Here is an 11,274-nt window from a genome sequence, read left to right on the forward strand (position 1 = left end):
GTGTCGCCGCGCTCCAGCGCGGCGCGAGCCAGGCTCAGTTCGATCTGCAGCGCGTCGCCGGCGGCGATGCGTTCGGAACGGGCCACCAGTACCTGCGGGTCGGCCGGGCGGATCTGTACCAGCGGCGAGAGCATCTGCTGCCACCACGATGGCTGCGCGCCGGCCACCTCTGCGCCCTGTTCCGGCAGGGAGTCCAGTGCTTCGACCCACTGAGTGAGCTGGCCGGCGGTGCGGGCACGGACGCCCGCGCCGAGCGCGTCGACCGCGCTGCGCTCCTGCAGCAGCGCCTGCCGCAGGTTCAGGTAGCCGGGGCTGTCCATGCTCTCCAGCACGCCGGCGGCCAGCGCATACAGATGGCGGGCGCCGTCCAGGTCGCCGGCATACGCCAGGCGCTGTTGCGCCTGGCTGAGCAGCAGCTCGGCCTCTTCGCGGCGCACCGCCTGCGCGCCCTGGCGCGAATGGTCGGCCAGGCGCGCCACGTTCTCCTCCAGCAGCGCGTTGCGCTGGCCCAGCCCGAGTACTTCGTCGCGCAGGATGCGGTTGGTGGCGGCGACGTCCTGCAGGCCACGAGCGTTGGCGCGCTGGTCGCGGCGCAGCGCCTCCACCGTCTGCTGCAGCGCCGCCAGCTGCTGGCCGGCGGTGGCGCGGCTGCGCTCGGCCAGGCGTTGCTCCGCCTGCCAGCTCCGCCAGCCGTACCAGGCGGCCGCGGCCAGCGCGGCGAGCAGCACGATGGCGATGATCCAGCGCGCCATGCGGCGTCGTGGGGAGGGGGAGGAATCGTCATTCATGGGGGTACGGCATCCTTGGCAGGCCGCCCAGCGGGCGGCGGCGGTGCGCTTCAAGCATCGCCGCGACGCCGCACGGCTGCAAGCCGCCCGGGCGCTTCAGGCCGGGCTGGGAAACAGCGCGTCGCGCGCGGCGGCCGCGAGCTGGCCCGGCAGGGGCCCGGCGGCCACGTACGCATGGGCGAAACCGAGCGTGGTGGCCAGTTCCGCGAGCCGTGCGCTGGCGGCGACCACCGGCTGCTCCTGCCAGCGTCGGCGCAGGGCGGGCGGCATCTGCGGCAGCACGCGTTCGAGCGCTTCGCCGCTGCTTACCGCCAGTACGGCGGGGGCATCCAGCGCCTGCAGGCGCGACCACAGCGAGGACGGGACCTGCAGCGGCACGCGTTCGTAGACGTCCACGCGCAGCAGCTGCGCGCCGCGTGCCTGCACCTGGGCTGCGATCATGCCGCGTCCACCGGGCGCGGTGACCAGCGCCACCCGCTTCCCTTCCAGCCCGGCCATGGCCGGCAGCGCCAGCAGGCCTTCGCTGTCCATGCGGGCAGGCGCCTGCACGGCGGCTGCGCCATGCCGCACCAGCGTGCGCGCCGTGCCCTGGCCGACGGCGACAAGGCTGCCGGCCTTCAATTGCCCGAGCGGCATCAGCCGGGCGGCAGCGTTGGCGGCCGCCGGACTGGTGAAGACCAGCCGGTCGCAGGCCTGCGCCTGCAGCAGCTGGTCGCGGGTCGCGGCATCGTCGCGGGCCTGCAGGCGCCACGGCGAAACCGCGACCGTGCGCGCGCCATGGCGCGCGGCGGCGCGGCGCAGGCCGTCGTGCTGGCCGGAAGGACGCAGGGAAATCAGATACCAGGCCGTGTCGGCCGGCACATGGGCACGGCTGTTCATTCCATGCATTATGCGGGCGCTTTCCGTTTCCTGTTCTCCCGTACGGCTCCCCCATGTCCGATACATCCGACCACGACGCCCTGCTGCGAAGGCTGCAGGCCACCCTCGATGCGATGCCGCCGGTTGCGGCGATGGGCATCCGCATCGCCGGCTACGCCGATGGCGCGCTGCGCCTGCAGGCGCCGCTGGCCACCAACGTCAACGACAAGGGCAATGCCTTCGGCGGCAGCCTGGCCTCGGTGATGACCCTGGCCGGCTGGGCGCTGGTGAGCCTGCGCCTGTCGCTGGCCGGGCACGGCGCCGAGGTCTACGTCGCCGACAGCAGCATCCGTTACCGGGCGCCGGTCTATGGCGACCTGGACGCCACCGCGCGCGCGGCCCCCGACGAGGACTGGGGCGCCTTCCTGGCCCTGTTCGACAAGCGCGGCCGTGCGCGCATCGCCGTGCGCGCGCAGATCGAGGGCGGCGCCGCGGAACTGGAAGGGCGCTTCGTGGCCCTGGCCAAGGGGTAGGATGGCGCGGTTCCGGGGAGACACCATGCAACGACGACTCATCCAGTCCGCCATCGCCGTGCTGCTGGGCGTGGCCATGGCCGCCCAGGCCGCCCAGGCCGCCGGCCCCAGCCGCAGCCAGCGCAACAAGCTCACCCAGACCCAGGACGCCTACGTGGCGGCGGTGCGCTGGAGCGACTTCGAGGCCGCCGAGGGATTCATCGACCCGGCGTACTGGCGCGCGCATCCGCTGACCGACCTGCAGCGCGAACGCTATAAACAGGTGCAGGTATCCAATTACCGCGAACGCTCCAGCGGCATGGCGGCGGACGGCGCCGTCGAGCGCCGGGTCGAGATGGGCGTGATCAACCGCAACACCCTGGCCGAACGCACCGTGATGGTGACCGAACGCTGGCGCTGGGACCCCGACGCCAAGCGCTGGTGGCAGGCGCAGGGGCTGCCGGACCTGTGGCAGGGCCAATAGGCGGGGCTGGCCGTCCCGTGGCCGGCTTGTGCGACAATCGCCGCCCGCTTGTCTGACCGTGACCCGAGTGAATTACGAAGAGCTGCTGGCCTTCGCTGGCCGAAACCCGATGCTGTCGCTGGCCTTCGCCGGCCTGACCATCGCCATCATCGTCACCGAGATCGCACGGCTGTTCCGCGGCTACAAATCGATCAAGCCGGCCGAACTGACCCGCCTGATCAATGCCGGCGACGCGGTGGTGATCGACCTGTCGGCGGGCAGCGACTTCGAGAAGGGCCATATCACCGGCAGCCGCAACGTGCAGCCGGCCCAGCTGACCCCGACGCACAAGCTGCTGGCCTCTGCCAGGCAGTCCCCGGTGGTGCTGGTGTGCCGCACCGGCACCGGCACGGCCTCATCCAATGCCGCCAAGGCGCTGAAGAAAGCCGGTTTCGAGCAGGTATCCGTGCTCGATGGCGGCATCGCGGCCTGGCAGGCGGCGGACCTGCCGCTGGTCAAGGGCCGCGGCTGAGCCTTCATTTGACGTTAAGCCCTTGTGCGGGGCCGCTGCCGCCCCCATCGCAGGTCTTGTAACAATCCCATTCAACGAACGAACCGTTCTGGAGTCACAGAGAAATGTCCGAAGAGAACAACAACGCCGTTCCGGCCGAAGCCAACAACGGCCCGGCGTTCACCGTCGAGAAGATCTACGTCAAGGACGTTTCCTTCGAATCCCCGAACTCGCCGACCATTTTCAGCGAGAACGTGCAGCCGGACCTGCAGCTGAACCTGAACCAGAAGGTGCAGCGCCTGTCCGACGAAGCCTTTGAAGTGGTGCTGGGCGTGACCCTGACCTGCAAGGCCGGCGACAAGACCGCCTACGTGGCCGAAGTCGAGCAGGCGGGCGTGTTCGGCCTGATCGGGCTGGAGCCGCAGGCGATCGACGTGCTGCTCGGCACCCATTGCCCGAACATCCTGTTCCCGTACGTGCGTTCGATGGTCAGCGACCTGATCCAGGCCGGCGGCTTCCCGCCGTTCTACCTGCAGCCGATCAACTTCGAAGGCCTGTACGCCGAAACCCTGCGCCAGCGCCAGCAGCAGGCCGATGGCACCTCGCTGGCCGACTCCGAGCCGGCCGGCAACGCCTGACCGGCGTCCATCCCTGCGGATGAGTACCAACGACGCGGAAAAGATCGCCGTCCTCGGCGCGGGCTCCTGGGGCACCGCGCTGGCCAGCCTGCTGGCCCGGCATGGTCACCCGACCGTGCTGTGGGGGCGCGACGCGAATGTGGTCGAGGCGATCGACCGTCGTCACGAGAATCCCCGGTACCTGCCGGGGATTGCGCTGCCCGACTCCCTGCGCGCCAGCACCGATCTGGCCGGTACCGTCGCCGGTGCCCGCTGGATCCTGGTGGTGGTGCCGTCGCACGCCTTCGGCGAGACCGTGCGTGCCCTGGCGCCGCTGCTGCCGGCCGGCGCCGGCGTCGCCTGGGCGACCAAGGGCTTCGAGCCCGGTTCCGGCCGCTTCCTGCATGAGGTCGCGCGCGACGTGCTGGGCCCGGACATGCCGCTGGCGGTGGTCACCGGCCCGTCCTTCGCCAAGGAAGTGACCCTGGGCCTGCCCACGGCGATCACCGTGCACGGCGACGATGCCGCTTTCACCCAGCAGGTCGCCGACGCCATGCACGGCCCGGCATTCCGCGCCTATACCGGCGACGACATGGTCGGCGCCGAGCTGGGCGGGGCGATGAAGAACGTGCTGGCGGTGGCCACCGGCGTGGCCGACGGCATGCAGCTGGGCCTGAACGCCCGTGCCGGCCTGATCACCCGGGGCCTCAACGAGATGCTGCGGCTGGCCGCGGCCATCGGCGGCAGGCCCGAGACCCTGATGGGCCTGGCCGGGCTGGGCGACCTGGTGCTCACCAGCACCGGCGACCTGTCGCGCAACCGGCGGCTGGGCCTGGCGCTGGGGCGCGGGCAGAGCCTGCCGGAAGCGGTGAAGGAGATCGGCCAGGTGGTCGAGTCGGTGCAGACCGCTGACGAGGTCATGCGCCAGGCCGGTCGTCATGGCATCGACCTGCCGATTTCCAAGGCGGTGCAGTCGGTGCTGCACGGCGAACTGAGTCCTTCCGATGGCCTGAAGCAGCTGCTGGCCCGCGAACAGAAGCCGGAATATCCGGAAACGCTGTTCAAGTAGGAATCGGCGAAGAAGAAAGAAAAAGCCCGGCGATGCCGGGCTTTTTTGTTGGCGACTGCGTTGCACGGGCGCCGGTTCCAGTCTCGGTCGCCTTCCGCTCGTCCGGATCCTGCAAAGCGGGGCAGCGCCCCCGCTGGGGCCTTCCCTGCTACAACCCTCTGGACAATGCCAGGCCTGGCAGAACATCCCGCCCCTGCGGAAAACGGCCGCCCTGGGGCTCCACAAAAAAGAGCCCGGTCGGGGAGGACCGGGCTCCGGGGCGCGGGGGAGAGAGAGCACGCGCCTTGAAACGATGTACTGCCGGCTTACCAGGTGAAACGCGGGCCGACGAACCATTCCTTGTCGCCGCCCTTGCCCAGCTTCACTTCGCCGCTCACGCCCCAGTTGGCGTTGAATTTGGCGGCAGCGCCGACGCGGCCATAGAACTCGCCGTCCGGGTTGTGGCCGGCCTTCTTGTTGTAGTCCTCATAGCCGGCCAGCGCGTAGCCTTCGATCATCGGGGTGAAGGCGGTACGCACGCCGACCTCGGCGCTGTAGCCGTTGAGGGTCGGGAGATGCTGCCGGTCGAAGCGCTGGTAGGCCACGCGGGCCAGCAGGTCGGTGTTCGGGGCGACGCCGTAGTTGTAGCCCACGCCCAGGCGCCACTGGTCGACGTCGTTCTTGAAGGTGTCGGTCTCCTGGGTGCTGTAGTCACCGAAGACATGGAAATTCGGGTGCACGGCCACCGAACCCTTCACCTTCCAGCCATCGGCGTCGCCGCCCTTGGCATCGGTGTTCACGTAACCACCTTCCACGTAGTTGTAGGACAGGCCATCGGTCGCCGAAGCAGCGAACGGCAGGGCGGCCAGCAGGCCCAGAGCGATCAGGGAAGTCTTCATTACGGATTACCTTTTTATTTTGGTTTGATCGACTTGGCGGTAATGGCTTGCCGGTCGACAGGTGTGAATTATCCGTTAGCCAACGGAATCGGCCCTGAATATCAAACTGACCAGTACATAAATTAGCCGGTGTCGACGGGAACTTGTGCCGCCGCGATGGAACACGGCCTGGCGCCGATCCAGCCGCCGCTTCCGTCGGGCTGTGCGGTGGATCCGGGCTGCATCGGGAACGCAACGCGCCCGGGCCGCATCAGACAGGACAGGAGCGGAAGAATGGGCGGTTCGAGCTCGCATTCCCCTCCTGGAGGCTGCTTTCCCACGTCACCCACCGGAGCCGTCCAATGCTTGCCTATGCCCTGATCGTCTTCGCGGTCGCCGCCATCGGCGGCCTGGTCCTCGCCGCGCATGTCCTGCGCGGGAAGTTCGCGCCCTGGGCGCTGTCCCTGCTGCATGCGGTGCTGGGCGCCACCGGGCTTGTCCTGCTTGTCGTGCTGATGGTCCAGGGCGCCGCTCCCCGACCGGTCACGACCGGCCTGGCGGTATTGCTGCTCGCCGCGCTTGGCGGGTTCTTCCTCGCTTCGTTCCACCTGCGCCGGAAGCTGCCGCCCAAGGCGGTGGTGGCGATCCACGCCGGCGTCGCCGTCGCCGGCTTCCTGGTGCTGCTCAGCCAGGTGCTCTGACGCCATGCGCCATCCCCTGCATCCGGCGATAGTGCATTTCCCGGTGGCCTGCTGGTTGCTGGCCGTGGCGGCCGATGTCGCCGGCCTGTGGCTCGGGGAAAGCGCGTGGCGATGGTCCAGCGGCCTGCTCGTCGCCGGCTGCGCCATGGCGCTGCCGGCGCTGCTGGCTGGCCTGCTGGAACTGCGGCAGGTGCCCGAAGGCGCGCCCATGCGCGACGCCTACGCGCACATGACCGCCATGTTGATGGCGTTCGTCCTGTTCGCGGCGCGCCTGCTGCTGTGGCAGGAACAGGGTCATCCCCTGCCGCCGGGCCTGCCCGCCGTGCTGCTGGACGTCGCAGGCGCCGCCGCACTGGTGACCGGCGGATGGTTTGGCGGACGATTGGTGTACGGCCACGGCGTCGGTCGCGGACGGCCTTGAGCCGGCGCGACGACAACGCTTCATCCGATCGAGCATGACTCCCTGTCCTGGAGATGCACATCAACACCTTGTCCGCCACGCATGAATCGCTGCAGGCCCCGGGCATGCCGGAACCATCCGAGGCCGAGCTGACAGCACGCGCAATCGCAGGCGACGGCCGTGCCTTTGAAGTCCTGATGCGCCGGCACAACCGGCTGCTGTTCCGAACCGCGCGGAGCATCGTCAACGATGACGCGGAGGCCGAGGATGTCGTCCAGGACGCCTACCTGCACGCCTGGAGGGCGTTGCGCGGCTACCGGACGGAGAGCCGCCTTTCGACCTGGCTGGTGCGCATCGCCATCAACGGGGCGCTGGGCCGCCTGCGCCGTAAAAGCGCGCAGGTCATCCCGCTGGAAACCGCCATGGCCGACCAAGATTCCGACATCCAGTCCCGGCTTGCCGATGCGCCCGAACGCGGCCCGGAGCCGTCGGTGATGCGCGAGCAGATGCGCAGGCTGATGGAGGCGCGGATCGACCGGCTTCCGGAAGCGTTCCGCCTCGTGTTCGTGCTGCGCGCGGTCGAGGAAATGAGCGTGGAGGAAACCGCGCAGGCGCTGCGGATACCGGAGGCGACCGTCAGGACGCGCTTCTTCCGGGCACGCAGCCTGCTGCGCGAGAGCCTGGCCCGCGAAGTGGATACCGCGCTCACCGGCGCTTTCGGCTTCGACGGCGCGCGATGCGACCGCATCGTCGCGCGGGTGCTTGCCAAGGGCCTGGAGGAAGGATGGGCACTCCCGGCGCCATCCTCGATGCCGGACTGAATGGCTGCCCCGCGGTACTTCACGTCGCCGCTGAAATCATGTCTTGACACCTGTGCGGCCCAAACTGAGGCTAGCGGCATGCACATCGACCTTACTGCCCTGAATCTCCGCGAGCTGGACACCCTGATCCGGGCCGCCAAGGACAGGCACAAGACGCTCACCGGGCGCGCGCCGGCCGAAAAGGTCAGGCGCATGCTGGCCACCGAAGCGCGGCGCGCCGGCTATACGATCGAGGAAATCTTCGGGCCGGATGCCGATGCGGCGCGGCCGGAGCCGAAAACCCGAGGCAGGCGCAAGCGCGCCAAGGTCGAGCCGAAGTACCGCGATCCCGACAACCGCCGCAACACGTGGACCGGCCGTGGCCGGATGCCGCGCTGGCTTGCGGCGAAGACGAAACATGGACGGAGCGTGGCCGACTTCCTGATTCCGGGCGTGGCCAGGCTCACGCCGAAAACCCAGGCGGTCACCGGCCAACGCCGGCTGGTCAAACAGGGCTGAGTCGTTCGCCGAAGCGCGTCGGCGTGGTGGCCGCCACGTCGCCGTTGCATCGGGAGGAATAAAAATCCGGCGGCGCGGTGACGATTGCCGCCACGCGGAAGGCCGCATCCACGCGCGGCGGATCGGCCGGTTTCACGCCTGCGTGCACACCGATTCACGACTGCATGACGAAACCGATGGGACCGTTGGGCTCCGCTTCGGGAGTGCTCCGTGTCGCTGCGCATCCATCGTCGCCCGCCATCTGCCCATCCATGCTTGGAGGCCCTGCAGGAACAAGCCGGCAGGGCGGCGCGGTGGCGGGAACGGAGGCGAAATGCCTGAGGGCCCGTCTCTTGTCCTGCTGCGCGAGGCCGCCGAGCGGTTCCGTGGCCACATCGTGCGCGAAGTGAGCGGCAACTCCCGCCAGGATCTGGCCCGCATGCGGGGGCGCGAAGTGCTCGGCGTGCGCACCTGGGGCAAGCATTTCCTGCTGGAGTTCGACGACTTCAGCATGCGCATCCACCTGATGATGTTCGGCAGCTGGCTGATAGACGAACGCAAGCCGGTACCGCCGCGGGTATCGCTGCGCTTCGACAACGGCGAGTTGAACTTCTACGCCTGCTCGGTGAAGTTCGTCGAACAGCCGCTGGACGAGGTCTACGACTGGCGCGCCGACGTGATGAGCGACCAGTGGGATCCGCGCCTGGCGCGGCGCAAGCTCAAGGCCCTGCCCGACATGCTGGCCTGCGATGCCCTGCTGGACCAGCAGATATTCTCGGGTGTGGGCAACATCATCAAGAACGAGGTGCTGTTCCGGATCCGTGTCCACCCCGCGACCCGCATCGGCGACCTGCCGCCGCGCAAGCTGGGCCAGATGATCGCGCAGTCACGCGAATACAGCTTCGATTTCCTCGCCTGGAAACGCATCTACGAACTGCGCAGGCACTGGCTGGTGCATACCCGCGGCACCTGTCCTGTCTGTGGCGGCCCGATCAGGAAGGTCTACATGGGCAGGACCAATCGCCGCACGTTCTTCTGCACGCATTGCCAGAAGAACTACAGCGCCGGGCAGGCACCGGCTCGGTGAATCCGGCCCGGGGCCCGCCGGCGCGATTCCGGAGCATGGGCCGATAGCCTACGCTGCGGCTTCAACCTGGCTTCCTGGGAGTTGTCATGGGAAGGGGATTGCGTGGGGTGTTGTTGCTGCTGACAGGGATGTTCGGTGGCACGGCATGGGTGCCGGCAGCAATGGCCCAGGCAGTGCCGGTGGAAGCCTTCGCCAGGGCCAGCCCGTTCTCGCTGCCGCGCCTGTCGCCGACGGGCGAGTACCTCGCGTTTTCAACCGATTTCGGGGAGGGCAGCCATGCCGTGCAGGTCCTGCGCCTGTCCGACATGACGCGGACGGCCGTGCTGCGCCTCCCGCGCTACGAAAGCCCGTTCCAGATCGCCTGGGTGGGCGACAGGCGCCTGGTCGTCGCCAAGGGGCGCAAATATGGGTCGCTGGAGAGGCCGCTTCCCATGGGCGAGATCATCGCCAGCGATTTCGACGGAAAGAACCAGCGCTACATCTACGGCTACGAGCAACAGAACGCCGCGGCGGGGCTGGATCGTGGCTTCGGCCATATCGAAAGCGTGGCCGAGAGCAATGACGGCCGTTTCTACATGCGCCAGCTCAAGCGCAGCCCTACCTCGTCGATGCTCTACGTGGTCGACACGCAACGGCCGACGTTCAAGCTCATCGCCGACATCAATGTTCCGCAGCTGGAATTCCTGATCGACCGCAACGGCGTGGCGCGCTATGCATGGGGACGGAACGATGCGGACGACTACCTGTTGTACCGGTCGGATGACGGCAGGCGCTGGCAGCCCATGGCGGCGCCGCAGGCCGGCAGCATCTGGACGCCGCTGGCATTCTCGGCGGACAACACCAAGGTGTACGCCCGCTTCAGCCGCGACGAGGGGCCATCGCAGCTGGTAGTGAGCGACCTGGATGGCCGCGACTCCGAGGTGCTCGCCGGCGACAGCTTCGCGAGCATCGGCCTGACGCAGTGGACCGGCCACCCCTCGGTTCCGTTCGCGGCCGCGCCGCAGAGCGGTCGCCCCCGGCTGGATTACTTCGATCCGGGACGCCCCGAGGCCGAACTGCACAAGACCCTGGCGGGCCTGCTGCCGCAGCAGCACGTGACCTTCGTCGATGTGAGCCGCAACGGCCAGGTGGTGCTGCTGCATGTGGCCGGAGACCGCGACCCCGGCAGCTGGTATGTGTTGCGGCGTTCGGCCAACAAGCTGGAGAAGGTGCTGTCGACGCGCGAGGCCATCGATCCGGCCCTGATGGCCGAGCGGCGCGCGGTGCGCTTCAAGGCTGGCGACGGACTCGAACTGGAGGCCGTGCTCACGATCCCGCGCGACAGCGGGGGCCGCCGCCTTCCCACGGTGGTGTTGCCGCATGGTGGGCCGCATGGGGTCAGCGACGACTGGTTCTACGACACCGACGCGCAGTTCCTGGCCAACCGGGGTTACCTGGTGGTGCAGGTCAACTATCGCGGCAGCGGCGGGCGCGGGCGCGCGTTCGAGCGCATGGGCTACCTGCAATGGGGCACCCGCATCCAGCAGGATCTGCTGGACGGGCTGGATCACGCGGTGGCCTCCGGGCTGGCCGATCCTGAGCGGGTCTGTGCGATCGGCGCGAGCTTTGGCGCCTACTCGGCGATGATGCTGGCCGCGCGTGCGCCGGAGCGGATCCGGTGCGCTGTCGGCCTGGCTGGCGTCTACGACCTGAAGATGATGTACAGGAAGGGCGACATCAAGGATGACGCCTATGGGCGCAACTATCTGCAGCGCGTGATCGGCCGCAGCGACGAGGAGCTGCTGGCCAATTCGCCGGTGAGCCTGGCCGCGGACATCCAGGCACCGGTGCTGCTGGTGCATGGCGAGCGTGATGAAAGAGCGCCCATCGCACAGGCGAACGCCATGCGCAGCGCCTTGATCGCGGCAGGGAAGGCGCCGGGCTGGATGGCGGTTCCAGGCGAGGGCCACGGCTTCTACAGCGACGACAACAGCATCGCGTTCTATCGCGCGCTGGAAAAATTCCTGCAGGAGCATATCGGCGGCTGAACCGCGCCCGGAATGTATCCCGAAGCGGCGCCGCAGGGTTGGCTCGGCGGCGCGTGGGCGGGGGCTTGTGTGTTGTCAGGTTATCG

General features: G+C 68.7%; 15 protein-coding genes. 11 read left to right on the forward strand and 4 right to left on the reverse strand.

Annotated features, from left to right (window positions below; genetic code table 11):
* Together QMX80_RS15960 and QMX80_RS15965 are read right to left on the reverse strand one after the other, a co-directional pair.
* A partial coding sequence (locus QMX80_RS15960) for a uroporphyrinogen-III C-methyltransferase (protein ID WP_282278112.1) occupies positions 1–788 on the reverse strand: 788 nt, incomplete at its 3' end.
* 96 nt (positions 789–884) lie between these two features.
* Positions 885–1,667, reverse strand: coding sequence for a uroporphyrinogen-III synthase (locus QMX80_RS15965; RefSeq protein ID WP_282278114.1), 783 nt, complete (start codon positions 1,665–1,667; stop codon positions 885–887).
* A gap of 53 nt (positions 1,668–1,720) precedes the next feature.
* Here QMX80_RS15965 and QMX80_RS15970 point away from each other — a divergent pair, with 53 nt between their 5' ends.
* The 5 genes from QMX80_RS15970 to QMX80_RS15990 all read left to right on the forward strand — a co-directional run bounded on the left by QMX80_RS15970 (position 1,721) and on the right by QMX80_RS15990 (position 4,818).
* Positions 1,721–2,179, forward strand: coding sequence for a YiiD C-terminal domain-containing protein (locus QMX80_RS15970; protein WP_055772851.1), 459 nt, complete (start codon positions 1,721–1,723; stop codon positions 2,177–2,179).
* Between the two features lie 25 nt (positions 2,180–2,204).
* Positions 2,205–2,642 carry a hypothetical protein gene (locus tag QMX80_RS15975; RefSeq protein ID WP_282278115.1) on the forward strand — a complete coding sequence of 146 codons (438 nt, stop codon included), beginning with the start codon at positions 2,205–2,207 and terminating at the stop codon, positions 2,640–2,642.
* 67 nt (positions 2,643–2,709) lie between these two features.
* A complete protein-coding gene (locus tag QMX80_RS15980; protein ID WP_055772857.1) occupies positions 2,710–3,153 on the forward strand; it encodes a rhodanese-like domain-containing protein in 444 nt (147 codons plus the stop codon).
* 104 nt (positions 3,154–3,257) lie between these two features.
* Positions 3,258–3,770: a protein-export chaperone SecB gene (gene secB / locus QMX80_RS15985; protein WP_055772860.1), complete on the forward strand. Its 513-nt coding sequence runs from the start codon at positions 3,258–3,260 to the stop codon at positions 3,768–3,770.
* Between the two features lie 19 nt (positions 3,771–3,789).
* Positions 3,790–4,818, forward strand: a complete 1,029-nt coding sequence (locus QMX80_RS15990) for an NAD(P)H-dependent glycerol-3-phosphate dehydrogenase (protein WP_282278116.1) — start codon at positions 3,790–3,792, stop codon at positions 4,816–4,818.
* Between the two features lie 305 nt (positions 4,819–5,123).
* Here the strand turns inward: QMX80_RS15990 and QMX80_RS15995 are convergent, their stop codons facing one another.
* Positions 5,124–5,696, reverse strand: a complete 573-nt coding sequence (locus QMX80_RS15995) for an Ax21 family protein (protein WP_282278117.1) — start codon at positions 5,694–5,696, stop codon at positions 5,124–5,126.
* 341 nt (positions 5,697–6,037) lie between these two features.
* Here QMX80_RS15995 and QMX80_RS16000 point away from each other — a divergent pair, with 341 nt between their 5' ends.
* The 4 genes from QMX80_RS16000 (at position 6,038) to QMX80_RS16015 (ending at position 8,095) form a co-directional block, all read left to right on the forward strand.
* The gene (locus QMX80_RS16000) at positions 6,038–6,376 is read left to right on the forward strand and encodes a hypothetical protein (RefSeq protein WP_282278118.1); all 339 of its coding nucleotides are present in this window, start codon (positions 6,038–6,040) and stop codon (positions 6,374–6,376) included.
* A gap of 4 nt (positions 6,377–6,380) precedes the next feature.
* Complete coding sequence (locus tag QMX80_RS16005; RefSeq protein ID WP_282278119.1) at positions 6,381–6,797, forward strand: DUF2231 domain-containing protein; 417 nt, start codon at positions 6,381–6,383, stop codon at positions 6,795–6,797.
* Positions 6,798–6,901: 104 nt separating this feature from the next.
* Positions 6,902–7,597, forward strand: coding sequence for an RNA polymerase sigma factor (locus QMX80_RS16010; protein WP_282278125.1), 696 nt, complete (start codon positions 6,902–6,904; stop codon positions 7,595–7,597).
* 78 nt (positions 7,598–7,675) lie between these two features.
* Positions 7,676–8,095 (forward strand): H-NS histone family protein, encoded by a 420-nt coding sequence (locus QMX80_RS16015; RefSeq protein ID WP_282278120.1) that lies wholly within the window; start codon positions 7,676–7,678, stop codon positions 8,093–8,095.
* Here the strand turns inward: QMX80_RS16015 and QMX80_RS16020 are convergent.
* Entirely contained in the window at positions 8,082–8,231 is a 150-nt protein-coding gene (locus QMX80_RS16020) for a hypothetical protein (RefSeq protein WP_282278121.1), read from the reverse strand. The genes QMX80_RS16015 and QMX80_RS16020 overlap by 14 nt on opposite strands.
* 177 nt (positions 8,232–8,408) lie before the next feature.
* On the opposite strand from QMX80_RS16020, the gene QMX80_RS16025 reads away from it, so the two are divergent.
* Together QMX80_RS16025 and QMX80_RS16030 are read left to right on the forward strand one after the other, a co-directional pair.
* A complete protein-coding gene (locus QMX80_RS16025) occupies positions 8,409–9,161 on the forward strand; it encodes a DNA-formamidopyrimidine glycosylase family protein (RefSeq protein WP_282278122.1) in 753 nt (250 codons plus the stop codon).
* Between the two features lie 161 nt (positions 9,162–9,322).
* Positions 9,323–11,188 (forward strand): alpha/beta fold hydrolase, encoded by a 1,866-nt coding sequence (locus tag QMX80_RS16030; RefSeq protein WP_282278123.1) that lies wholly within the window; start codon positions 9,323–9,325, stop codon positions 11,186–11,188.
* Positions 11,189–11,274 lie beyond the last annotated feature (86 nt).

It is taken from the genome of Stenotrophomonas sp. PS02297, from assembly GCF_029959705.1.
Taxonomy (GTDB): domain Bacteria; phylum Pseudomonadota; class Gammaproteobacteria; order Xanthomonadales; family Xanthomonadaceae; genus Stenotrophomonas; species Stenotrophomonas nitritireducens.

Coding starts and splice junctions, on each gene's coding strand:
- QMX80_RS16015 (WP_282278120.1), top strand. CDS start 7,676: ATGCACATCGACCTTACTGCCCTGAATCTCCGCGAGCTGGACACCCTG.
- QMX80_RS16010 (WP_282278125.1), top strand. CDS start 6,902: ATGCCGGAACCATCCGAGGCCGAGCTGACAGCACGCGCAATCGCAGGC.
- QMX80_RS16025 (WP_282278122.1), top strand. CDS start 8,409: ATGCCTGAGGGCCCGTCTCTTGTCCTGCTGCGCGAGGCCGCCGAGCGG.
- QMX80_RS15995 (WP_282278117.1), bottom strand. CDS start 5,696: ATGAAGACTTCCCTGATCGCTCTGGGCCTGCTGGCCGCCCTGCCGTTC.
- QMX80_RS16005 (WP_282278119.1), top strand. CDS start 6,381: ATGCGCCATCCCCTGCATCCGGCGATAGTGCATTTCCCGGTGGCCTGC.
- QMX80_RS16000 (WP_282278118.1), top strand. CDS start 6,038: ATGCTTGCCTATGCCCTGATCGTCTTCGCGGTCGCCGCCATCGGCGGC.
- QMX80_RS15970 (WP_055772851.1), top strand. CDS start 1,721: ATGTCCGATACATCCGACCACGACGCCCTGCTGCGAAGGCTGCAGGCC.
- QMX80_RS15990 (WP_282278116.1), top strand. CDS start 3,790: ATGAGTACCAACGACGCGGAAAAGATCGCCGTCCTCGGCGCGGGCTCC.
- QMX80_RS16030 (WP_282278123.1), top strand. CDS start 9,323: ATGGCCCAGGCAGTGCCGGTGGAAGCCTTCGCCAGGGCCAGCCCGTTC.
- QMX80_RS15975 (WP_282278115.1), top strand. CDS start 2,205: ATGCAACGACGACTCATCCAGTCCGCCATCGCCGTGCTGCTGGGCGTG.
- secB (WP_055772860.1), top strand. CDS start 3,258: ATGTCCGAAGAGAACAACAACGCCGTTCCGGCCGAAGCCAACAACGGC.
- QMX80_RS15965 (WP_282278114.1), bottom strand. CDS start 1,667: ATGAACAGCCGTGCCCATGTGCCGGCCGACACGGCCTGGTATCTGATT.